The organism is Streptomyces sp. NPDC055140 (assembly GCF_053607285.1).
The window spans coordinates 22,940-45,561 of the sequence record NZ_JBSGTG010000043.1 but is presented as its reverse complement, the minus strand read 5'-3'; the positions used below and the strand labels follow the sequence as shown (position 1 = coordinate 45,561).

The following is a 22,622-nucleotide window of genomic DNA, read 5'->3' as shown; positions in this document are numbered from 1 at the left end:
CGTTGTTCGCGGGGCATCCGGGATGAACTCGAACCATCCGCCAGTCATGATTGAGAATGTCGGGAGTAGCGACTATGGGCAAGTTGCAGGGAAAGGTGGCGGTCATCACCGGCGGCACCGCGGGGATCGGACTGGCCACAGCAAGGCTCTTCGTCAGAGAGGGTGCCTATGTCTTCATCACGGGCCGCCGCCAGAAAGAACTCGATGAAAGTGTGAAGGCAATCGGCAGCAACGTATCCGGCGTTCAGGGTGACGTCGCCGAACTGGCCGACCTTGACCGCCTCTACGAGACCGTCAAGTCGAAGGGGCGAATCGATATCGTTTTCGCCAACGCCGGGCTGGGTGAGTTCGCTTCGCTGGAAGATGTCACGGAAGAGCATTTCGACAAAATCTTCAACATCAACGTGAAGGGGACGCTCTTCACGGTACAAAAGGCCCTGCCGCTATTGAATGACGGCGCCTCTGTCATTCTCGCGGGCTCCGTTGCGAGCGTCAAGGGAACCCCCGCGTTCTCGGTCTACGGTGCGAGCAAGGCTGCCGTCCGAAATTTCGTCCGAGGGTGGACGGTGGAGCTGAAGGATCGCCGTATCCGGTGCAACGTCCTCAGTCCTGGCCCGATCGAAACTCCGCTTGTGGCGGCGCAGCCTCAAGATGCCATCGCGAAGATTGCATCCACCATTCCGATGGGCCGCATGGGGGAGCCCGACGAAGTCGCCAAGGCGGCGCTCTTCCTGGCCTCGGATGACTCCAGCTTCGTCACGGGGATCGAACTGTTCGTTGATGGCGGCAGAGCGCAGATCTAATTCCGCAACGGCGTATCTGACCGTGTCGTTCAGTTCGCGGGGCCCGTCGTCATGCCGGCGTAGAGCTTCAGATTCAGACCCGCTCCCCAAAACAGGGATAGAGGCGTCGACTCCTACCAACTCATGCGCGGCATCGGAAACCTCTGTGTCGGCGCCGACAACGACCCCCGCTACGACGCGCGCCGACCGGTCGAGCTCCTCGTCGCAGGACTACGCCAACCGCGCCGACCGTGACGCTCGTGAATGACGGGGGCCTCGTGCAAACGGTCATGTGCGAGAGTCTTGCGAGAGCCCCGGCCGTGGTCTGTTCCTCCCCGTCCTGTTGGTGACGGTGCTGCTCACAGCAGGGCGTCCAGAAGCTTGTCGGGGGTGATCGGCAGGTCGCGGACCCGTCGCCCGGTGGCATCGAAGACTGCGTTGGCGACCGCGGCCGCGACTCCGGTGGCGGAGAGCTCGCCGACGCCCTTTGCGCCGAGTGGGCCGGCGTGTGGGTCGAACTCGTCGACGAAGGAGATGTCGATGTGCGGGGGGATGTCGGCGTTGACTGGCAGCGGGACCCCGGCCAGGTCCTGGGAGAGCCATCGGCCCAGCCGGGGTTCGAAGTGGCTTGCCTCCATGGCGGCCATGCCCCATCCCCACACGACTCCGCCGATCATCTGGGATCGGGCCGTCCGCTCGTTGACGACGGCGCCGACGCTGTAGACGCCCGTCGCACGGCGCAGCCGCAGTAGCCCCAGTTCCGGGTCCACTCCCACTTCGACGAACATGGCGCCGAAGGTGCGTGAGGAGAATCCCGGTGCTCCCGCGTCGGCAAATGCGCCGCCCGGCAGCTCGAGTGCTCCCGTCCCGACGATCTCTTCCAGGTCGGCGGATCGCATGATGTCGTGGAAAGGCCTGCTCTCATCCTGCCACTTGAGCTGCCCGGCCTCGGCCCGGACCTCGTCCACCGGCCAGGACAGCGCTTCGGCGAGCTGCCGCAGCACGTCCCGGGAAGCATTGTGCACAGCTGTTCCCATGGACAGCGTCGTGCCCGATCCGTAGGTGGGGCCGGCGTAGGGAAGCTTGGTGTCGCCCGAGACCCCGGTGACTGCGCTGATGTCGAGGCCGAGCGTCGCCGCTGTGATCTGCGGGAAGATGGTGGTCGAGCCGGCTCCGATGTCGGTGTAGCCGGCCTCGATACGCGCCGTGGCGTCTGCTCGCAGCCTGACCTTGGCCTGCGAGGAGAACCGGAACTGGCCCTGGGTGCAGTCCGCCATGCCGCAGCCGATCAGCCAATGCCCGTCACGGGTACCGCCCTTGGGCCTGTCCCACCAGCCGAATCGCCGAGCTCCCTGGTCGTATGCCTCTTTCAGTTTTTTGGAGGACCAAGGTGATCCGTCCGCGGGGTCGTGGTCCGCGTAGTTGACAATCCGCAGCGTTAGCGGATCCATGCGCAGCGCGTGCGCCAGCTCATCGATGGCTGACCCCAGCGCCCAGGTGCCGGGGCCGTCGATGGGCGAGCGCATGAACGAAGAAAGGTTGACGTTTCCACGGCGCACCCGCTGGCTGGTAGAGATGTTCGCTGCCGCGTAGAGGGACTTGGAGGGAGCGCTGCCGAACTCCACATAGTCGTCGGTGACGGAGGTGACGTTGTCGACCTCGTGGGCGATCGCCTGGAGCTGTCCGTTCTCGTCAGCACCCAGGGACAGACGGTGCTCCATCAGCGGCTGGTAGCCGACGATGCTGTACATATCGGCCCGGCTGAGGACCAGCTTTACCGGTCGCCCGACGGTCTTCGCCGCCATGGGGCCGAGGATCTCGTGCGGCCAGACGAATGCCTTGGTGCCGAATCCGCCGCCCGTGTGGGTAGCGATGACCCGCACCTTGTCCGAGGGCAGCCCGAACGCGCCAGCCAGCGTGTCTTGTACGGCGTACACATGCTGGACCGAGTCGTGGACAGTCAGCACTCCATCGTCCCACTCGGCGACGATGGCGCTGGGCTCCATGGGATTGCCGTGCCGCGACGGCTGGGTGTAGGTGCTGTCGACCCGCACAGGGGCTCCGGACAGGGCCTCGGGTGCGTTTCCCTTGCGGAACTCCAGTTCGGCAAGTATGCCGTAGCCGCTGCCCGGCGACGGGGGAACCGATACGGCGGTGTCCGGGTTCACGAACGGCTCTCGCTCATAGGAAACACCGACGTTCACGGCGGCCCCCTCTGCCGCTTCGAGCGTCTCGCCCAGGACCATGGCCACAGGCTGTCCGGCGTAATAGACGATGTCCGACTGCATGGGCAGGAAGCGCGTCGCCAGAGGCGGACTAGGCAGGGCCGCGAAGTCGTCATGCACCACAGGCATGTCACTGGCCGTCAAGACACAGACCACGCCGGGTGCTGCCAGGGCATCAACGAGGTCGAATCCAGTGACACGACCAGTGGGGACAGCCGCCCCCACCAGGACAGCGTAAAGCTGCCGGGGCGCGTTGTAGTCAGCCGCGTAGGAGGCAGCTCCGGTTACCTTCTTGGGGCCGTCCTGCCTGGTGATAGCTCGGGTGGTGGTCATCATGCCTCCAGGGCCAATTCGAGGGCGCGCATGGCCGTGTTGCGCGCGAGTGGGATCTTGTACGCGTTCGACGAGAGCGGGCGGCTGTCGCGAAACCCCGCAGTGACGGCGTCCAGCACCGCCGGGCTTCCGGGGCGGAGGCCGACCAGGGCACGTTCGCTCTCGTACAGACGCCACGGGCGCATTGCCACCGATCCCAGGGCCAGACGCGCGCGGGAGATCACACCTTCTTCGACCTCGACCGCCGCGGCGGCCGAGACGAGAGCGAACTCGTAGCTCTGGCGTTCACGGACCTTGACGTAAGCGGACTTGGGGGCAGGCCCTCCGAGATCGACCGAGGTGATCAACTCGCCGGTACGCAGTACGTCGTGTGCGGAGGGGTCTTCGGCGGGCAACATGTGGAACTGCGTGGCGGGGATCGTTCGTCCGCCGTCGGGGTGCTCCGTGACGATCTGGGCATCCAGGCACGCCAGGGCGACGATGGGATCGGAGGGCTGCGTCGCCACGCACTCCTCGGTCCATCCGAAGATCGCCAGTCGTTCGTTGGCACCCTGCAGGGCAGCGCACCCCGACCCGGGAACGCGCTTGTTGCAGGGCAGGGGCTCCGTGGACCGGAAGTAAGGGCAGCGGGTGCGCTGCACGGGGTTCCCGCCGATCGTCGCCACGTTTCGGATCTGTGCCGAAGCAGACTGGAGGATGGCCTGGGAGAGGACAGGATAGGAGGAAACAACACGAGGGTCCTGCGCCACGTCGTTCAAACGGCCCAGTGCACCGATGCGCACGCCGTTGCCGCCGGCCGCGATGCCGTCCAGGCTCGGCAGGTGGCCGATGTCGACCAGGTGCGCCGGGGTCTCGATGCCGATCCTGGCCCAGTTGAGCAATTCTGTGCCGCCGGCGAGGAAAATGGTGCCCCGTGTCTGCGCCTTCTCCAGCGCTCTTGCGATCGTCTCTGCCCTGACGTAGGTGAACGGCCGCATGTCACACGTCGTCTCGGGCCGCCGAGGCAACCGCCGCAGCGATCTGCGGGTAGGCCGAGCAGCGGCAGATGTTCCCGCTCATCCACTCGCGGATCTCCTCGTTCGATCCGGTGTGCCCTTCGTGGATGCAGGCGACGGCCGACATGATCTGTCCGGGAGTGCAGAACCCGCACTGGAACGCGTCCGATTCGATGAACGCCTCCTGTACCGGGTGCAGTTGTTCACCGCGGGCCAGTCCTTCCACCGTGGTCACCTCGGCTCCGTCCGCGCTGGCTGCCAGGACCAGGCAGGCGTTAACTCTGCGGCCGTCGAGGTGCACCGTGCAGGCGCCACACTCGCCTCGGTTGCATCCCTTCTTCGTGCCGGTCAGACGGAGCCGCTCGCGCAGCAGATCGAGGAGTGTCGCGCGCACATCACAGCTCACCTCGACCCTCTTGCCGTTGACCCGCAGCATCACAGCCGTCTCAGGGCTCGGATTGTTTTCAGGCATCACATCGCTCCTGGGGAGGCATTCCAAACACTCATGAAAGTGCCTAACCCGCATGTTGCTACATTCCCCGGTTATATACGGGCTAATGGCCTCCGATTGCGCGGCGTGGGGCGCGCCGGAGGGTCCCGTCCGGGCAATGCACGTGGCCCGACAGCTTTCCTGCGCATACTCGTGCAGTTGCTGAAGATTGAGGAGCTTCGCCTCCTTCGGACGAAGCGCCGGCAGGTCAGCTTTCCACTGCGCGACCGAGGCACGGTAGTCGAGCCTGCCCGCGCGGGTCGCCGCGTTGCGACCAAGCTCGCGGGAGATCGTCGGCGAATGCGCCGCCCAGCCGGCGCCCTATCCCACGGACTCCGGCTTCTTGGGCCCTCAGGAGGGCTATCTCTTCGCGTTCATGAAACGACGGGCCTTGGGTCAAGGCCCAACCTGGGGTCCCGTCTATCGGTTGCTCCAACTGTGGCTCTTCAGTGAGGCCATACTGGCCCGCCCGCGATCGCAACCGCGCATGCTCGCCCAATGGCCTACGGCGGACTGAAGTGATGATGTGAGGCATCGGATGCCCTGCGGCCGGCGCGCTGCTTCTCGTGTCGCCCCTCATCGGTCCGGCGACCGCCCGTTAGGCTCATGTCGCCATAAAGGTCCCGATCTTCACGGAGGGCAGCACAGCGGGGATCAATCGAAAGCGCGTCGTCAGAACGCTGACGTTTTGGCTGCGTCCTGCCTTCGCGTTGCGGGTCATCAACCGGTTTCAGAAGATCGTGGGTTTCGACCGCTCGATGGCCCTGGCGTCCAGCGCCTTGACGGCATTGGTCCCGCTCTCCATCCTCATCGGCGCTGTCTTGGGCAACTTCGTGCACTACGACGCCGCAGAACGGATCATCAAGCGCTACAACCTCAGCGGCGCAGGCGCCAAGGCAGTCAGCTCGCTGTTCTCACCTGCCGAGGGCACCAGTGCGAGCGTGGGCATCTTCGGAGCAGTGTTTCTGACGATCTCGGTGCTGAGTTTCACGCGAGCCGTACAGCGGCTCTTCGAGCAGACATGGGAACTCAAGCCCCTCAGTGTGCGCAACACGCGCAACGGCTTGTGGTGGATCCTCACCCTCGGTGGCTACGTGGCGGTCACCGCGACGGTCTCCGCGCTCCTTGGCGGGGGCGCGCTGGGTCTGGCCGCCTCGGTGTGCCAGATGCCGGTGACTGCCGCATTTCTTGTCTGGAGCGGCTGGATCCTGTCAGCGAAGCGGATCAGCTGGCCGGACCTGCTCCCGTTCGGCGTCACCGCCGCCGTTCTGACGGTGGCCTATTCCGTGGGCGCAACCATCTACATGCCGCGCCTCTTCAACTCCTCCGCCTCACGCTACGGGGTGGTCGGTGCCGTCTTCGCGATGATCTCTGCCCTCTTTGCAGCCACGCTCGTCATGGTTGCGTCGGCGGCACTGGGACGAGAAGTACGAGACGAGCTCAGCCGGATCCGTCAGGGCCACCGCCCTTCCGACCACGAGGTCCGCCGACAGTGGGACAGTGTGGTCGAGCAGGCTCGGTCACGGTGGCGGACGGCACGGAAACAGGTCTCTCATCATCAGACCAAGGGCTCGAACCACTGAGGGGGCGGGCCGGCACCACCAACGTCCGCGTTCCCAGCGTCGATCAGGCAGGAACGAGATTGCGAACGCGGCTTGATCATCCACGTCAAGCCGTGTTCACAGTCCTCTTTGCCGCCGACGCACCTCGCGGGATCAACGCTGTGAATGACTCATGTCAAGCCTCGCTCACAGACCACATCCGGCACGATCGGGGCGGACGCCAGCTTCTCAGAAAGGCCGTACGTTCTGCACGGCGGAGAGCTACTTGCCAGGAGTACCTTCCGGGCAGCACACGGCCGCGAAGACCCGCAGGTCCTCTAAAGCAATAGCCCCGAGCCACAGCTTGGGTATTGCTCAGAAATCCCTAGGATTGACTGGGGTTATGGGGTCCACGATGATCAGCGCAGGACCCAGGCGACAACCCGTCCGGTGCTTTCACGGGTCCGGACCACAGGCGAAGGCGCGGGCGGGTGCCGACCTCGTGAGCCAGAAGGACACAGCCCTATGCCTGCTTCTCCTGCCTCTGCCGACCAGGCCATCGTGCTACTGCGCAAGCTCGGTGCTGCGGACATCGCTCATCCGGGTGGCACTCTCATCGCCCACCTCCAGCGCGTCCAGCGCCAACTCGCTGTATGGGGCGCCCGTCCCGCCCTCCAGGTCGCCGGTCTGTGTCACGCTTTCTACGGCACCGACGGCTTCCCCACCGCCTTGCTGTCTCTGGACAGCCGCGCCGAACTTGCAGAGGTGATCGGTGCCGAGGCTGAAGCCATCGTGTATCTCTACGCGTCGTGTGACCGCAAGGACACGTATCCGACGCTCGTGGATGCCGACGGGGCCTTCCGAGATCGGTTCACCGGCCGTCTCCACGCTCCGGAGCCGCACCTTCGACGGGACTTCGCTGAGCTGTCCGCCGCCAACGAACTCGACCTTGCCCGGATTGACCCCGCTTTCCGCGAGAAGTGGGGAGCCGAACTCCTCGCTCTGTTCACACGCTTCCAGCCCCTGCTGAGCCACCCTGCTCGGTCGGACTGCCGCACGGTGCTCGCTGTGGCTCCGCAGGACTGAGCCGGCTCTCACGTCGGTCGGGGACACCTATACGAGCAGGATGGCGAACGGGATGGCAGAAGAGAGCTTTGGAGAGCCGACGCGCTCCCGCCCCGACCCAGATCGCCAAGTCCGAGATTCTCTATCGCCCTTGGGGCGGTCCCAGCTCCTGGGAGGATCCTGAACCCCGGGCGAGATCCGCTCGTGATCACGGCAGGTACTCATCGAACGCCGCGACGAGGACATCGACGCCGGCCTGCACCACCGCACTGACGCCCTCGACCGTCACGCCCGAATGAGCCCCGACCTCCTCGCCGACGCCCTACCGGCCCGTCTTGACGGCCGGTGGCGCCCAAGACGACATTGCCCTGATCGTCGTGGGCCTGAGACAGCTCAGTCTCACCGCTGCGGCGCGTGACCAACGCGCCTGCAGGTTCGCGAACTTTGGCCCACCAAACTCGCAATCTAACGGGCCCCACCAGGCATCCGACCAGGCCCTTCCTCGCGTTCACTCGCCAACAACGCCGCACGATCACATGACGGAGTGTTGTCGCGACTTTTCGAGGTAGATGGCACTTGGTCGAGTCAGTTGGCCCCAGCGGTCTGCGCGTTCCCCGGCTCGCGGGCCATGCCGCCGTGCGATGGGCGAAAAACAGTGTCGGGAGCTGAGCTGGGCCAGCAGAACACGAGGGCCCGGAATCAGTCGGTCCGGTTACTTCCAGACGATGAAGTAGTTCCTGGTGGGGAAGGTGAGTTGGAATACCATGCCGTACTCGCGGCGCAGATCAGCCACGCTGGTGGAGGTCGGCTCGTGCAGACACCGTCGCATGGGCGGATGATGGGGTGTGCACGGGCGCGGCTCTTCGATCAGTTCACGTGTGTCTCTGGTGTGCACCTGGTCCCAGTTGAGCGTGATCGTGCCTGCGCTGAACAGCTCTTTCGGTTCGCCGGTACCCGGCCCTTGCGGGTCGCTCGTCTTCCCCCGGTAGTAGTCGACGACTGTGCGCGCGTACTGGAAGTCGTGGCCGAAAGGGATGGGGGATCCGGTACGGTCCCCCGCGGTGAGGACACCGTCGATAGTGTCGGCCACACGGCGGGGGTCGGCGCCGAAGTAGGCAGTGACATACATCGTGCAGCGGATCTTGTACCGGTCGTCGCCCGTTTGGAAGAACCATTCCTTCGCTTGCCCGCCGGCACACGAGTCCTCTAGCACGACCAGACCAAGCGTGAGCGGGGTCTTGGCGTCCCAGGCGGCGATGGTGTCCCGGCTCGCAGACTCGGCTTCCTGCCGTGCCTTTACTGCTTCTGGGCTGCCAGCGAGTCTGCGCACGGTCTTCTCGCTGGTCGCGCTCCCGCACGCTGCGAGGACAAGCACCAGGATGACGCTGAGAGGCAAGGCGAGGGCGCGACGTATGCGGGATCTCTGCTGTTGGCGTGGGGCTAGGGAGCCGGGCCAGGCCGCGACGGCAGAAGCCAAAAGAACAGCCGGGACGAGTATCACGATCCACGAGGTGGTGGTCATGGCGGCCATCATTTTCTAAGTTATGGACCGCTGCTATCCGTACAGATACTCAAAGAGCCTGGGGCACGGCGTTCGGAGCGCCTCTGGCGCTGCGGCGGCAGCGGCTCCAGGCGGTCTCATAGCTCATCCGACACGAGTCACAGCGACGACGTCGATGTCGACGGCCTCGCTGGGGAAGACTCGCCTCCCGCTGATCGGCCAGCCACGTTCCGAGGGGGAAGCCGGCCGGAGACCAGTCCTCGGGGGTGACGAAGTCGTACGGGACCTTCAGCTGCTCCGCGCCGGTCTCCTTCAAAGTGCCGGGCGCTCGCTTCGATCCCACGGCGCCAGAAGGCGTCTCCGGCTCGATCACCCGCAGCCCGCCGATCGTGCCAGCCGCGCGGGGTCACGCGGGCTGGAGAACTTCAGCAGCTCCCGCGCGGGTCCGCTCAGGGCGTCGACCAGGTCGTGGCCTCTCAGGTACTCGATGCCGTCGCCGAACTCGTCGTCGTGCTCGTGGCTCTCGGCCTCGTGATCTCTCCAACTTCCGCTGGGTGGAGGGGAGTCGGCGAACGCTCTGCGACGTGGCTATCGAACTCCCTGACGATCTGATCGCACTGGAACGCACCCGGCCAGCTCCGCAGTACCTGCTCGGCCGCACCGTCGAGCCGCTCGGCCAGTGTGATGCGGGCGCCGAGTAGGGCGCCGTTTTCGCTGAACTGCCGGATGCCGACGCAGGAGTGTGGCGACCTGAACGAAGAATCTCCCCGAGCAAAGCCCCAGGTCACGACGAGTGAGTCCTGGGGCTTCCACGGGGTCCCCCGCGGTGGCGGGGTGGTTGGCGTCCAGCCAGAGGCAGGTACGCCCCAACGCCTAACGGCTGCTATCCGCTGCAACCGGGTACTGGGGTTCCCGCGCAGTTGTTGGGTGTGTTGTTGCGGATGGTGCTGAGCAACGGGGCAACGGTGCCGGTCGCGTTGTATATGCCTCCGCCGTCGCCCACGGCAGTGTTGCCTTGGACGGTGCTGCCCGTCACGTTGGCAGTAGCGGTGAGGGTGGAGTTGAAGATGCCTCCGCCGGCGTCGCTGCTGGCGGTGTTGTTGAGGATGGTGCTTGCCGCCACGGTGAGGGTGCCGCGGTTGTCGATGCCTCCGCCGCTGCTGGCGGTGTTCGGAGGACACGGATACCAGCCCACCAGCTGTTCATCACCGTGCCGTCCGCTTGCCCCCATTGTCGGCCGGACTCAGCGCTCGGCGTTCTGGACTGATGGAGCCCGCCCGGCCGGAAGGAAGGTGTCGGAGACCGGGCGGAACTCTGTGAACATCCTCCGAGACCGCCAGCCGTACCGCATGCGCGAGCCGACCATTCGGATGACCACGGACGTATGGCGGCGGCGCCGATAGTCGTGCACCCGCCGCTCGGCACGGGCGGCCGGCGGGTGACGGCGCGCGGTCGGATCCTCGGCCTCGCCTGCTCGGATGTGGACGTGATCGAGTTCCTGCGCCGCGCTGGGCCTGCCGGACGCGGAGGAGCTACTCGACGATTCATTGTGGGTGAAATGGCGCGGCGGCCGGGCGCACCACTACGAGGCGGCCTGACTATGGGGGTGTCAGGAGGTCGACGGCTGTGGGAACCGCGCGAAACGGTCGGCCGTTGCGCCGGTGACTTCCAGATCCGGCCCGCCGGTACGGCAACGCGCGCACTTCGCGCCAAGGCCCTCGATGCCTCGGTCCGTGAACTACACGAACGAGACCGTGGCCGCTGAGACGGTCGGCGACGCCGAGGCTGCGGCCCGTATGTAGTGATTCACCGTGCGCCTGCTGCGCGAACGGCGGTTGATGTTACCGGAGTTGAGAGTGCCCGTCGGCGCACACCCGTCTGCTCCACAAGCTCTCCCTGCCGTACGTCCTCCTGGAGCGCGCGTCGTCTCCAATCGACGATCAGTGAGCGCATCTCCGCCGATCAGCAGCGGTGGCGCCTACCTCGCGCTCGTCTACCTCGCGCTCGTCTACCTCGCCGCTCTTGGGCAGCGTGATGTGGTGCTCGTCTGCCGGACCGGCTCCGCACCCAGGCGGCATCGCTCAGGGCTTCACGCAACGGCGCGGCCGCACTCGGGCTGCGCGTCGCCGCCCGATTCGACTCGCCGGTGCATGACTGTGCGGCGCGTTCGAGGGGGCCTCGCCGAAGCAGGGCAGCCAAACCGCCCGTGTGCGTTGTGGCCCTCGCCTGTGCTGCGGCATGATCGTTCGGCATGTACGCAACGAGGTTCGATGACCTGTTCGAACGCGGTCGGGAAGCGGTGCTGGCCGGTACGGTTCAGTGCCAGGTGCCGCCTGTGGACGGCGGGAATCGCTGGGTCATGTCCGTCGTCATGCGACCTGACGCCGCGACAGCCCGCAGGATGGGGGAGATCACCCGCGAGGCGATGGCCGTTGCCGGGGAAGAACACTGGCCGACCGGGACTGCCGACTCCTCACACTTCACCCTTCGCGCGCTGGAAGAGCACCGTGCATCGGTCCCGGACGGCGACGCACGGGTATCCCGCTACATGGCGGCACTGCGGACGGCGGCGACAGCAGTCGGCCCCGTTCGCCTGACTCTGTCGGGTCTGACCCTGACGCCAGGCTGCATCATGCTGTGCGCCGAGCCGTCGAGCGACGTTATTGAGCGCCTGTATGACGCCTACGAAGATGCGTTGTGCGAAGACGGCTGGCTGGAGGCCGACTTCGACCGGGACATCTGGTACTCGACGCTGGTGCACTTCACGCGTCCATTGACCAACCCGCAAGTCGTCGTGGATTGGGTGGGCGAGCGCCGGGAGCTCGCCCTCGGGCAGGTCGAATGCCGTCATGTCGAGCTCGTCGTCTATAGGTTCAACGGGAGCCGCATTGTCATGGAGACGTTGGACGCCGTCTCGCTCAGCCATCGACCGTGACCGGTCACCCGGCGGGGAGCACTGGAGAAGAAGGAAGCCGGGGAGTTCACTTCTCGGCCTCCTACACCGCCGCGTCGGCAGGGGACGCACATGTCGTCGAGGTCGGCGGCTCATCGGTTAACTCTGCCGACAATCTCTGCATGCGGCGATGGCCCGTTACGGCCGCTTCCACCCCCCATCAGGTGGCTGTTCGGCAGTCCCCGGGCTGTGCCGTCGTTCCGCGCGAGCGTTCCCAACTGCGTAGATAGCAGTGGGTGACCACTCGAGATGCAGGGGGTGACGGGGCCTGTTTTTCTGGTGTGGCCCGCTCTTCCCCATCACCCAAGGAGTGATCATGAGCGCTGCAGGCGAGTCCGGTCGTACCCAGCAGATGCGAGCTCAGGCTCGGGACCTCGAACAGGCCGCGGAACGCGCCACTGACCCGCAGGAGCGTCAGCGTCTGAAGGACAAGGCCCGCCAGCTCAAGGAGCAGAGCGAGCATGCAGGCGGTACGGGCAAGCGGGACACCGACCCGACGGTGTCGTCCCGGTAGTTCCGAGCGCAGACGCCGGCCGGTGGCCGGCCTCCGTGGCTTTTTGGCACGCGAGAGGCCCCCGGCCGGTCACTGCTGTCTCCGCTCAGTCGCCCGCGGCCCCGGCAGGCACATCGGCGTGGCGCCTCTGACACCTCTGGCACATTCGGTGAAACCGGCCCAAGCTGGCAATTAGGCGCGTTGTGCCCAACCTTCCCGTGCGAATGCATCCCCTGCTCGCCCGGCACCCCAGTGCCGATCGGGCGACGCGTGCCGATCGCGCGACGCCATGCGGTCATTGCCGCGGCCGATTGCCCTGTTTCGAAGACAGGTGACACCGAGCCTTGTCGTTCGTCGATCCCACATGCCTGTGCTGCCGTCAGCTGAAGAGATCGCAGCCGCCCGTACGTCCTGGGGCGTATGGACACGTAGCCAGCTCGCCGAATGGGGCGTCCCCTGGCCTCCGGAGAAGGGCTGGAAGGACGAGCTGATCGCACGCTGGGAGGCCGCCGAGCAGGGCCACGCACCCCGGGCCCGCCGACTCCCTCCGGCACGCTCGACTTCGGCTGACCACACAGCCGTGGCCGGACAAGACACCCAGTCCGGCCACGCGAAGTCCCAGATTCTTGCCCGCCTCGGCGAAGCACTCGACGACCTCGGCTCGCCGACCAATGTCCCAACCCCGACTACGCCGTCCGAACGGCATTCCGAGGGAAAGGCGCTGGCCGTATCCCTGCGGCCATCGCGTCCTTCCCACCGGCCGACGCAGGTCAGGAGACCGTCCATGGCAGCAGAAGCGAGCAACACCACCGCGAATGCCGACTGGGGCAAAGCGAACTTCAACGATATCTACGACTGTCCCGACCCACGCACGTACTTCGCAACCCTGCGATCCCTCGACTACCAGATACCCCACCATGGCCAGGCCGTCTTCCGCGCACTGGTCTATGCCCTGCGCCGGCTGCACCCCGACCGGACGCCACTGAACGTGGTGGACCTGTGCTGCTCCTACGGGATCAACACAGCTCTCCTCAACTACCGTGTCACTCTGGCGGACCTGTCCACCCGGTACACCTCCCACGACCTCTCCGTCCTGCAGGGCCGCCACCTCGCGGCCGAGGACCGGACCTTCTTCGCAGCGCGCCGCCGCCCGGAAGCCGCAACGGCGACAGGTATCGACTCGGCAGCCCGAGCCGTCGGATACGCCCGCGCCGTCGGCCTGCTCGACCACGCCTTCGCGGAGAACCTCGAAGTCACCGAACCGAGCCCCGCCCTTCGCCGAACACTGGCGGGCACGGACCTCATCACCGTCACAGGCGGCGTCGGCTACGTCTTCACCCGGACCTTCACCAGGCTTCTCGACTGCATGCCGACCCCGCCGTGGGTCGCGGCGTTCGTGCTGCGCACCGTGCCCTACCAGCCGATCGCCGATCTGCTTGCCCGCTCGGGCCTGGTGACGGAGAAACTGACCACCCGTACCTTCCGGCAGCGCCGCTTCGCCGACAGCGCCGAACGGTACGCGGCGTTCGACGCCCTGGCTGTGAACGGACTGCACACGGCAGACAAGGAAGCGGACGGCTACTACCACACCGACCTGTATGTTTCCCGGCCCCCTGCCGACATCGCGGCGCTGCCTCTCGCACACCTGCTGTAACCCGAGGCGCGACGGTGAACCGTCGGTGCCTGGCTGGAACACCGGCGTCGGCGCCGACGCCGGCCCGACACCCCCAACCCGCACCTGCTGATCAACAAGCAGACCGCGCCGGAGACCGGCCCGATCAGCGGCGCCTCCACCTCGGCCGCGCTTCGCGGCCAGACTGGAGATGATGTGGCGCCAGATCATGCAGCCCTGCTCCTTGTGGCTGGCGTGATCGGTGCCGTCGAGGGTGAACTAGCGCAGGGCGGTGAACTGGGCCTCGATGCGGTTGAGCCAGGAGCTGTTGGTCGGGGTTTAGGCGATCTCGACGTTGTTGACTTGGGCCCAGTCACCTACTCGGGTGTCGCGCCTGGTGGTCAGGTGCGGGGCGAAGTTGTCGACCACGATGGCGATGCGGATCTCGGGCGGTTAGAGGCTGCGCAGGTAGCGGCAGAACTCCAGGAACTTCGTTCGTGTCTTGGTCTTGTTGATGTGGCCGTAGAGCTTGTCCTTGCCCAGGTCGTAGGCGGCGGACAGGTGGCGGACTCCATGCGGGCGGGTGTAGGTCGCCCGACGTCGCGGCCTGGGCTCGCGCTCGGGATCCTTGTGCTTGCCGCCGCGTTCGGCCTACTGCCTGCCGGGGTGCGGCTTGCCCGACGCCGCAGCAACCTCCGGCCTTCGTCGTCATCGATCTCACGAACCGGTACAGGTTCTGCCACCCGGACAGAGTCATGCTGACGCACCGCGTGCGCCAGCACCCGATCGGCGCGTCGCATCACAACAGGGCAGACGCTTCCTGATACGGCGCTAGATGCCCGCCGATGACATGGCGCGATGCGGTCTCTATGCCGCCGGCTCCCGGATTGTGGCGGCCGCCGACGGGAGGCAGGGTGGTGTCGAGACCGTTTGGGCGAGGCAGAAGGCACACGGCCTGTCACGGATGCGGGCAGTGGCTTGTCCTCATCGCGAAGCGAGTTCTGTGAGCCGGGAACCGGCGAACTTGGTCACCGCCGAACGAGTGGGTCGGTACACCGGTCCGGAATGCGGTGGCCGACGCGAGATCGTCCATTCCGGGCAGGCTTACGGAGGTGTGGTACATGTCAGCGAATAGCTCAGAGCACGGGAGCGCCCACGAGGTCTCCTTGCCGCCCGAAGTCAAGTTGCTGCAGGAAGTCACTCCGCCCTTCTTTCCCGAAGGTGGTTCGGGAATGACCATCCTCGTCGAGTGGCCTCCCGGTCACCCCGGGCTCCCTCCGCACCGCCACTCGGGCCCGTCGTTCGGCTACGTGATGGAGGGCGCGCTCCGGTTCGAGCTCGAGGGTGAGCCGGAGCGTGTGGTCGAGGCCGGTGGGACGTTCTGGGAGCCAGGCGGTGACGTGATCCACTACCAGGACGGCAACGCCCTGTCGGACGCACCGACCAAGTTCGTGGTGACCATGGTGTGCGCGCCGGGTCAGCCGATGCTCAGGCTGGTCGACGAGGAGGAGCTGAAGGAACGGGCGCACCTGCGCGCCCCGCGTCCCTCCGAAGGCTGACCCGCGAGATCCACAAGAGCGCGGAGTCCGGAACACCGATCCAGGTGCCGGGCTTTGGAGCAACCTCCGGCCTTCATCGTCATCGATCTCACGAACCCGCACACGTTCCGCCACCCGGACCGACTCACGGTGACGCACCGCTGCGCCAACAACCGAGCGGCGCGTCACATCACAACAGGGCAAACGTTGCCTGATACGGCACTAGCTATACGAGAGCAGGGTGGCTTCGTCCACGAGAACGCATAACGCTTCGGGAGGCGTTCGGCCGTCTCCGCCTGGTGAGATGTTCACGAGTCTCAACAGCACTGGGCGCCGTCCCAGTAGTGCTGTCGAGTTGCGGATCCGCACTGTCGAGCACGAGCTCAACCAGACGACGTGAGCGGGGACCACATGCCGAGCCACTGCTCGGCGCCCCAGGCCTCGAACCGCTCTACCTCAGTGAACCCCAGTTTCGCCGCGAGACGCATCGAGCCGACGTTGGCGGTCTGGGTGGTGAGCACCACCGGCTCGCCGGGAAGCGCGCCGGCGAGCCAGCCGAGTGCCGCCGCGCACGCCTCGGCGGCGTACCCGAATCCCCACGCCCGCGGCAGGAACAGGTAGCCGAGATCGGCCTTCCCCGCGGCAGCCGGGCGACGATGCTCCGTTGCCTTCCTGAGCAGGATCTGGCCGATCATCGCCCCGTCAAGATCAACAACGAAACTCCCCGGCCGCCGCCCGGGCACCTCGGGCATCTCGCGCTCAAGCTCGTCACGAGGCCGGGGGCCGCCGAGGTAGGTGTGCACCTCCGGCGAGGCGTGCAGCTCGATGAACGCCGCACGGTCCTGGGCCTCGGGCTCTCGGAGCACGAGCCGCTCGGTCTTGATCGGGGTGGGCGGCCAGGCGACGGGTCCGAGCTCAGTCATACCCGCCAGCCAAGCAGCAGGCTCGGCAGCGATCAAGACTCGCGGACCGATCAACCCATCGGCCCGGGCCCCACCCTGGCCAACGGGGCCGGGCCCTACAAGCGACGCCTGCCAGGGACGAGATGCCTCCCAGGCCCGGTCTTACGACCTGAAGTGGACCACGATCCTGCCCTCGTTGGTCGGGTCCGTCTCGAACCGTTCGTACAGCTTCTTGATGTGTGGCTGGTTGAGGAACGCGAGCACGCGCTTCTTCAGCTTGCCCGAGCCCTTGCCCGGGATGATCTCCATGGTGGTCTCGCCGCTGCTCGCTGCCTTGAACATGGCCTGGCGCAGGGCCAGTTCGATGTCCCGGTTGTTGCGGAAGATCGGGTGCAGATCCACGGTGAGCAACGCGGAGCCTCCTGTTGTGTCCGGCGGCTCGGAAGGCCGCGGCTTGTCGGCCAAGGCTATGCGGGATCGTCCGGGCGCCGGCCGTAGGTTCCGACACGTCATCGGCCGCGTGGCGCGTCCCGGGGCGCGAAGTTTCCTCCTCGGTCACGTTGTCCCTGGTAATCGGCGCGCATCCTCCACGATCGATGAAGGCGAGGAAGTACTCCGGCTGCACTCATAACGGTGATGAAGGCGACAACCGGCGGGGCGAGGCCGGAGTCGAGGTCCTGACGGCGGAGGAAGCGGCGCGGCGAGCACACGAAGAGCTGTCCCCGGCCGGCCGATGTCCGCAGTGAGTCAGGGCCGCGGTCTGGGTCGGGCGATGAGTACGGAAACGTCGTCGTGCTCGTCCGGATCGCACAGTGTTTCCAGGAGCCGGTCGCACGTTTCTTCCAGGGAAAGGTCGTGGTTGTCGAGTACGCGGAGAAGGAGGTCGAGGCGTTCGTCGATGGCGTCGCGGCGTGTTTCGACCAAGCCGTCGGTGTAGAGGACCAGTTGATCGCCGGGGCGCAGGGGCACGGTGGCCGTTTCGAAGGGGACGCCGCCGACCCCGAGGGGTGCACCAGATGGTAGGTCGAGCAGTTCGGGGAGCCCGCCTGCAGGTGTCAGCGCGGGGGGCAGGTGGCCGGCTGTGGCGATTCGGCACCGGTCGCTGTGCGGGTCGTATTCGGCGTAGATGCAGGTGGCGATGTAGGGGTCCAGACCGGCGGTGATCTTGTCGAGGCGTTGCAGCACCTGGGCGGGCGGGAGATCGAGGTCAGCCAGGGTCGCCGTGGCGGTGCGCAGGCGGCCCATCGTGGCGGCCGCGTCGATGCCGCTGCCCATCACGTCGCCCACCACGAGCGCGGTCTTGTCCTCCGCGAGGGGGATGACGTCGAACCAGTCGCCACCGACCTCGGTAGAGGTTCCGGCGGGCTGGTAGCGGGTGGCGATCTCCAGGCTCTCGGGTGGTGTCGGCCGGGGCAGCAGGCTGCGCTGGAGCGTCACTGCAGTGTTGCGGACGCTTTGGTACAGGCGCGCGTTGTCGAGGGACACCGCAGTTCGGCCGGCGAGCTCACCGGCCAGGGTGACGTCGTCCGCGTTGAAGGGCAGTTGATTGCGGCCGCGCATCAACCCCAGGACGCCGAGTGCCCGGCCCTGGGCGGCCAGCGGTATGGCGAGATATGAGTGGATGCCGACACTGGCCAGGACAGCGGCGGCTCCGGCGTCACGGGCGATGCGCGCCAGATCCCACTCGTCCACGCGAGTCACCATGATCGGCTGACCGGTCCGTACGCATTGGGCGGGCAGTCGGTCGGCGTCATAGCTGACCAGTTGGTCCGCCGTGCCGACGGCGCCGGTCGCCTCGGCGAGGTAGGCGGCCTTCACCGCGAGGGTGCGAAAGAGCGCCGGGCCGCTGTCGGGTGTCGCGGGGCGGCGATCGTCCAGGGCGGAGTCGAGTACGTCTACGACCGCGACGTCGGCGAGCTCGGGCACTGCGACGTCAGTCAGCTCGCGGGCGGTCTGTTTCATGTCCAAGGTGGTACCGATACGGGCGGAGCCCTCGGCGATCTGGGCCAGGCGCTGCCGGGCCTGGGCCGCCGCTGTGATCGCGCCGTGCCGATCGGTGACATCCACCACCGACGTGGCGACACCAAGAACCTGACCTCCTGGATCCTCCAACCGGTAGACGGAGACAGACCAGGCATGATCGTTGTCAGGGTCGGCCGGGGTGCGGCCAATGGTGTACCTGTCGACCTGAGGGCGTCCGGTCTCGAGCACTTCTCTGACTGCCGCCTCGGACGCGTCGACACTGTCGGAGGGCAGGACCTCGCGAAACCCCCGGCCGAGGTGGTCCTTGGCAGACAGGCCGTGCATCCGTTCCATCGCCGGATTGACGGCCACATAACGCAGATCGGTGTCCAGAACCTCCAGCGCGACCGGTGACTGGGCGATCAGCTGCGTGGACAACGCCAAGTCCTGCTCCACCTTACGCAGCGTCGACACATCGGTGGCGATACCCAGAGCGTAGAAGTCGCCCTGCCTGTCCGGCAGACGGTTGTAGCGGAATTCCACCAGCCGCGTACTGCCGTCCTTGTTCCGGACGGGAATGAGCCCGGCCCAGCTCTGGCCGGTCTCCATCATCTGCTCGCACTTACGGGCCACCAGGTCCATATCCGGGTCATGGACCAACAACTGAGCCGCGTGCTGGCCCAGCACTTCCTGTGCGGAGTAGCCGAACAGCTCCTCGGCCTGTGGGCCCCACCACACGAACCGCCCGGCCGTATCCAGCGCCACCACCGCCACGCCGAGCGCATCCAGCGCCCCGCTCGGCAGCTCCAGCCGGAGGTCGGACGAGCCGCTGTCGGCACTGAAAGATCCCGCTTCACTCATCCCAGGTGCTCCTTCCACCTGCCAGGGTGACGCGCGCCCGGCGCAGGCCCTGGGGCTGCAGCGATTGGATGTTTTTCGTGCCTTTCTGGTGCTTCCATAGTCTCCTGCGACGACCGGCGACGCACAGCGCCGGGCGAGGACCTGTGGTCATCGAGTGGGAGTAGCTGAGGTACAGGAAGTGGCGCCGAGAGACGCGGCTGCCGCAGGGATCCTGGCCGGTTCCATCGACAGCTCCCATGTGCTCCCACGTGGGGAGTGCTTTAAAGCGCGGCTGTGGGAGCTGCGGGGCTTCGCAGCCCTGTAGCTCCCACCAGCAGGCCATGCCGGAGCCCTGTTCAGTGGGCAACTCCTCACCGGGCGCCGGTGATGAGGATTCCTTACAGCACCTTGCGGTCATCCCGAGCCCCCGGTCCAGTCCGGTCCAGTCCGCGTTTGCGGGCACGCCACTGCCGGTCACCGGGACAGGAGGATCGCTCCTCACCCGCAGACGACCGAGTCACCCGGCGGAGACCAGGACCGCCCCGCATGACGGCCGGAGCATGCTCAGCCGCGGTGGTCTCCAGCAGCCGCAGCCAGACTTCGCCGAGGGTGGGGAAGGCAGGGGACGGCGTGCCAGAGCCGGTCGAGGGGCACCTCGCCGACGACTGCGAGGGTGGCCGAGTGCACCAGTTCCCCGACGCCGGGGCTGGCGAAGGTGATGCCACCACGGTGTTGCCGTCGGTGTCGATGAGGCTCGTTCCTAAGCGACTGTGAGCACGATCTTGCCCTGGATGTGCCCTCGCGCGGCGCGTTCGTGCGCGGCTCGGGCATCCGCGAGCGCAAACGTGCTGTCGATCGCGACGCGGACTGTGCCCGCGGCGAGCAGGCGTCCCAGTTCGGCGAGCTGCGCGCCGTTCGAGCGGACCTGGGTTCCCGTGACTGTGACGCCCAGCTTCGCGGTCTCTTCTTCGTCGAATTCGCCGAAGAACACGGGGAACTGGGAGCCGCCGCGCTTGAGCGTGCGCAGGAAGCGCTTGCTGTCGGGGCCGCCGACGGCGTCGAGAACGAGGTCGATGTCGTGCACGAGTTCCTCGGGACGGCTCTTGGTGTAGTCGATGAACTCGTCGGCGCCGAGTTCTCTCAGGAACAATTCATGCGCGCCCGACGCCACCGCGATGACACGTGCCCCCTTCCATTTCGCCAGCTGTAGCGCGAAGTGCCCCACACCGCCCGCGGCGCCGTTGACGAGCACCGTCATGTTGGCGTCGAGCGGCACCGGACGATGCTGCGCCGCCTGGAAGGGTGATGGGTGATCGTGTCCGAGCTCGATCAGGAACTGCCATGCGGTGAGCCCGGCCATAGGCGCCCCGGCGGCGTGCACGTGATCGATGCCGACCGGCTTGAGTGCGAGGTCCGACACGGGCGCGGCCACGTACTCGGCATATGTGCTGCCGTCGAAGCCGGGGAAGCGAAGGAGGCCGAAGACTTCGTCACCGACGGAGAAGTCGTCCACATCCGGGGCGACGGCCTCGACGACGCCCGACAGGTCCGTCCCCGGAATCACGGGCAAGCTGAACTTCGGCCGCACCTTCGGAGGCAGGTTGGACATCCCGTCGCGCAGGTACCAGTCGGGCGGGTTGAGGCCGACCGCGTGCACGCGAACGAGCACCTCACCCGGCCCCGGCTCGGGAATCGGCACCTGGTCGTAACGCAGAACTTCGGGGCCGCCGTGCTCATGGAGCCGGACCGCTCTCATCGTGTGTGTCGGCATCGTTTTCTCCTGCTCGCGCTGCGGGATAGGCTTATTCGGATCAGCGATCCACATAAATGGACCACTGATCCGAATGTATGGACCACTGATCCGATTAGTCAAGGGGGACAGATGCGGGCCGACGCCAGGAAGAACCGCGACCACCTGCTCGCAGTAGCGGGCACCGCCATCACCGAGCAAGGCGTCGACGTGTCACTGCGCGACATCGCGCGCAGGGCCGATGTCGGACTCGCGACGCTGCTGCGTCACTTCCCGACGCGCGAGGCGCTGCTCGATGCCCTGCTCCACACGAGCTTCGACGAGCTGACCGCCAAGGCAGGCGCCCTCGAAACGTCCAGCTCGCCCGACGATGCTCTCGTTTCGTGGCTACGCGACTGCGTCGCGTGGACAACGGAGTATCGGGGCGCGATCGTGCTGATGGCAGCCGCCATCGATGACACCGAGTCCGCACTCCACGCTTCGTGCGTCACTCTGCGCGCGGCGGGTACGCGGCTCCTCACCCGCGCCCAGACCGCGGGCATGGCGCGGACCGACATTGATGGCGCCGACATGTTCGCGCTGGTAATGGCGCTCGCTTGGCTCGGCGATCAACGCTCGCTCGCGCCACGCGCCGATCACCTCTTCGACGTTGTCGCAAGCGCGATCCTGACCAGCGCAGCGAGCAGCGATGCCGAGGAGGAACGCCGCCCTCGTGCCCGTAGCTGAAACCGTCGCGCCGCCTAGCTGTTCGGCGAGTTCGTCGACCACCTGCGCGGCATTGGGCATCCGGCTCAGGTCCATCCGGGCGGTGGCCGCGCGGCGGCTATGCAGGCCCACCTCCCCGGCCGTCCGGTCGGCGCCTTCCTGATCGGTGTGCCAAGTGATGCCGACATCCATCCCGGCCTTGGCGAGACGGACGGCCGTGGCCCGCCCGATGCCGGGGTCCGCGCCGGTGACGACGGCCACTCCGGCGGTGGAAGCACAGGGGTCGGTCATGGAGCATCCTCGTGCGCCAGGCCCTCGACGGTTACCGGACTGGCGATGTCAGGCCGAGCCGTGGACGGACGCATCGGCCTCCGTCACTCGACGTCCTCCGTCCAGGTTCGGCCCTGACAACCCGCGAGTAGCCTCGGCAACGCACCTCAATCCCCACGCGCGCCACATGCCCTGTGGTGGCAGGCGAATCCTGTGGCGATCGGGGGGAACCCGCAGCACATGACTACTTCGACGAATCCGGATCCGGCCCCCCAGAGGACCACAGGCCTGGAACCTGGCGGGAGCGTGGCGCCGGGGGAGTCCCCGCCGGCCGAGGGCGGCATGTCGGGGACGGGCCCCCAGGAGACCTACAACCCGCCCAGGGGATGGGCGAAGGCACCTCTGACGCTGATCATCGGCCTCGCGGTGCTGGTCGCGGCGTTCTTCCTCGTGTACGCGCTCGTGCTGCTGCTCTGATTGCGGAGGCGCGGGCGCCAGGAGAGTGAGAGAAAAGGCGGACGGGTACCCGGGCTCCCCGTTCGCTCGTCGTAGATCTGCCCAGTGCGTTCATCGACCGGCCCCCAGCGGGGTGTGGTGAGCCGGGAGGGCGGGGCGATCTCGGGCCGGTGGAGCCGGAGCGGAACAGGACTTCGTGCACCGCGACG

18 protein-coding genes and 7 pseudogenes are annotated in these 22,622 nt (G+C 66.8%); 12 read left to right on the top strand and 13 right to left on the bottom strand.

The window, feature by feature from the left end:
• The first annotated feature begins 74 nt into the window (after positions 1-74).
• Together ACWFR4_RS43095 and ACWFR4_RS43090 are read left to right on the top strand one after the other, a co-directional pair.
• Positions 75-803, top strand: a complete 729-nt coding sequence (locus tag ACWFR4_RS43095) for a glucose 1-dehydrogenase (protein ID WP_453455037.1) — start codon at positions 75-77, stop codon at positions 801-803.
• Between the two features lie 105 nt (positions 804-908).
• Positions 909-1,037: pseudogene (locus ACWFR4_RS43090) on the top strand (TetR family transcriptional regulator); the annotation flags it as partial.
• Between the two features lie 104 nt (positions 1,038-1,141).
• Here ACWFR4_RS43090 and ACWFR4_RS43085 read toward each other — a convergent pair.
• From ACWFR4_RS43085 to ACWFR4_RS43070, 4 genes and pseudogenes are all read right to left on the bottom strand, one after another.
• On the bottom strand, positions 1,142-3,343 hold the full coding sequence (locus ACWFR4_RS43085) for a xanthine dehydrogenase family protein molybdopterin-binding subunit (RefSeq protein ID WP_453656923.1): 2,202 nt from the start codon (positions 3,341-3,343) through the stop codon (positions 1,142-1,144).
• Complete coding sequence (locus ACWFR4_RS43080; protein ID WP_453455040.1) at positions 3,340-4,317, bottom strand: FAD binding domain-containing protein; 978 nt, start codon at positions 4,315-4,317, stop codon at positions 3,340-3,342. Before ACWFR4_RS43080 ends, ACWFR4_RS43085 begins: the two co-directional genes overlap by 4 nt.
• Position 4,318: 1 nt before the next feature.
• Complete coding sequence (locus ACWFR4_RS43075; RefSeq protein ID WP_453656922.1) at positions 4,319-4,807, bottom strand: (2Fe-2S)-binding protein; 489 nt, start codon at positions 4,805-4,807, stop codon at positions 4,319-4,321.
• A 106-nt stretch (positions 4,808-4,913) separates the two neighbouring features.
• Positions 4,914-5,210, bottom strand: a pseudogene (locus ACWFR4_RS43070) (helix-turn-helix domain-containing protein); the annotation flags it as partial.
• A gap of 325 nt (positions 5,211-5,535) precedes the next feature.
• Here ACWFR4_RS43070 and ACWFR4_RS43065 point away from each other — a divergent pair.
• The 3 genes and pseudogenes from ACWFR4_RS43065 to ACWFR4_RS43055 form a co-directional block, all read left to right on the top strand.
• Positions 5,536-6,408, top strand: a complete 873-nt coding sequence (locus tag ACWFR4_RS43065) for a YhjD/YihY/BrkB family envelope integrity protein (protein WP_453455046.1) — start codon at positions 5,536-5,538, stop codon at positions 6,406-6,408.
• Between the two features lie 483 nt (positions 6,409-6,891).
• A complete protein-coding gene (locus ACWFR4_RS43060) occupies positions 6,892-7,452 on the top strand; it encodes a DUF6817 domain-containing protein (protein WP_453455049.1) in 561 nt (186 codons plus the stop codon).
• Positions 7,453-7,651: 199 nt separating this feature from the next.
• A pseudogene (locus ACWFR4_RS43055) lies at positions 7,652-7,817 on the top strand (protein phosphatase); the annotation flags it as partial.
• A gap of 326 nt (positions 7,818-8,143) precedes the next feature.
• Here ACWFR4_RS43055 and ACWFR4_RS43050 read toward each other — a convergent pair.
• Both ACWFR4_RS43050 and ACWFR4_RS43045 read right to left on the bottom strand, forming a co-directional pair.
• Positions 8,144-8,953 (bottom strand): hypothetical protein, encoded by an 810-nt coding sequence (locus ACWFR4_RS43050; RefSeq protein ID WP_453656921.1) that lies wholly within the window; start codon positions 8,951-8,953, stop codon positions 8,144-8,146.
• A gap of 862 nt (positions 8,954-9,815) precedes the next feature.
• A complete protein-coding gene (locus ACWFR4_RS43045; protein ID WP_453656920.1) occupies positions 9,816-10,127 on the bottom strand; it encodes a hypothetical protein in 312 nt (103 codons plus the stop codon).
• 189 nt (positions 10,128-10,316) lie between these two features.
• On the opposite strand from ACWFR4_RS43045, the pseudogene ACWFR4_RS43040 reads away from it, so the two are divergent.
• The 4 genes and pseudogenes from ACWFR4_RS43040 (at position 10,317) to ACWFR4_RS43025 (ending at position 14,032) form a co-directional block, all read left to right on the top strand.
• A pseudogene (locus ACWFR4_RS43040) lies at positions 10,317-10,530 on the top strand (hypothetical protein).
• A gap of 653 nt (positions 10,531-11,183) precedes the next feature.
• Complete coding sequence (locus tag ACWFR4_RS43035) at positions 11,184-11,867, top strand: hypothetical protein (RefSeq protein WP_453656919.1); 684 nt, start codon at positions 11,184-11,186, stop codon at positions 11,865-11,867.
• Positions 11,868-12,201: 334 nt separating this feature from the next.
• Entirely contained in the window at positions 12,202-12,399 is a 198-nt protein-coding gene (locus ACWFR4_RS43030) for a DUF6381 family protein (RefSeq protein ID WP_453656918.1), read from the top strand.
• A gap of 763 nt (positions 12,400-13,162) precedes the next feature.
• Positions 13,163-14,032, top strand: a complete 870-nt coding sequence (locus tag ACWFR4_RS43025) for a hypothetical protein (protein WP_453455062.1) — start codon at positions 13,163-13,165, stop codon at positions 14,030-14,032.
• Between the two features lie 168 nt (positions 14,033-14,200).
• On the opposite strand, the pseudogene ACWFR4_RS43020 reads toward ACWFR4_RS43025, so the two are convergent.
• Positions 14,201-14,665 (bottom strand): annotated as a pseudogene (locus ACWFR4_RS43020) (transposase); the annotation flags it as partial.
• A 446-nt stretch (positions 14,666-15,111) separates the two neighbouring features.
• Here ACWFR4_RS43020 and ACWFR4_RS43015 point away from each other — a divergent pair.
• Positions 15,112-15,549, top strand: coding sequence for a cupin domain-containing protein (locus ACWFR4_RS43015; protein WP_453656917.1), 438 nt, complete (start codon positions 15,112-15,114; stop codon positions 15,547-15,549).
• A gap of 362 nt (positions 15,550-15,911) precedes the next feature.
• Here ACWFR4_RS43015 and ACWFR4_RS43010 read toward each other — a convergent pair whose 3' ends face one another.
• The 5 genes and pseudogenes from ACWFR4_RS43010 to ACWFR4_RS42990 form a co-directional block, all read right to left on the bottom strand.
• Positions 15,912-16,451 (bottom strand): GNAT family N-acetyltransferase, encoded by a 540-nt coding sequence (locus ACWFR4_RS43010; protein WP_453656916.1) that lies wholly within the window; start codon positions 16,449-16,451, stop codon positions 15,912-15,914.
• 141 nt (positions 16,452-16,592) lie between these two features.
• Complete coding sequence (locus ACWFR4_RS43005) at positions 16,593-16,832, bottom strand: Smr/MutS family protein (protein ID WP_453455214.1); 240 nt, start codon at positions 16,830-16,832, stop codon at positions 16,593-16,595.
• A 345-nt stretch (positions 16,833-17,177) separates the two neighbouring features.
• Positions 17,178-19,253, bottom strand: a complete 2,076-nt coding sequence (locus ACWFR4_RS43000; RefSeq protein WP_453656915.1) for a SpoIIE family protein phosphatase — start codon at positions 19,251-19,253, stop codon at positions 17,178-17,180.
• Positions 19,254-19,810: 557 nt separating this feature from the next.
• Positions 19,811-19,955: pseudogene (locus ACWFR4_RS42995) on the bottom strand (pyridine nucleotide-disulfide oxidoreductase); the annotation flags it as partial.
• Between the two features lie 37 nt (positions 19,956-19,992).
• Positions 19,993-21,003: an NADP-dependent oxidoreductase gene (locus ACWFR4_RS42990; RefSeq protein WP_453455215.1), complete on the bottom strand. Its 1,011-nt coding sequence runs from the start codon at positions 21,001-21,003 to the stop codon at positions 19,993-19,995.
• 111 nt (positions 21,004-21,114) lie between these two features.
• On the opposite strand from ACWFR4_RS42990, the gene ACWFR4_RS42985 reads away from it, so the two are divergent.
• Positions 21,115-21,708, top strand: coding sequence for a TetR/AcrR family transcriptional regulator (locus ACWFR4_RS42985; protein ID WP_453455070.1), 594 nt, complete (start codon positions 21,115-21,117; stop codon positions 21,706-21,708).
• 21 nt (positions 21,709-21,729) lie between these two features.
• On the opposite strand, the pseudogene ACWFR4_RS42980 reads toward ACWFR4_RS42985, so the two are convergent.
• A pseudogene (locus ACWFR4_RS42980) lies at positions 21,730-21,978 on the bottom strand (SDR family NAD(P)-dependent oxidoreductase); the annotation flags it as partial.
• 219 nt (positions 21,979-22,197) lie between these two features.
• Here ACWFR4_RS42980 and ACWFR4_RS42975 point away from each other — a divergent pair.
• Positions 22,198-22,434: a DUF6480 family protein gene (locus ACWFR4_RS42975; protein WP_453455072.1), complete on the top strand. Its 237-nt coding sequence runs from the start codon at positions 22,198-22,200 to the stop codon at positions 22,432-22,434.
• Positions 22,435-22,622 lie beyond the last annotated feature (188 nt).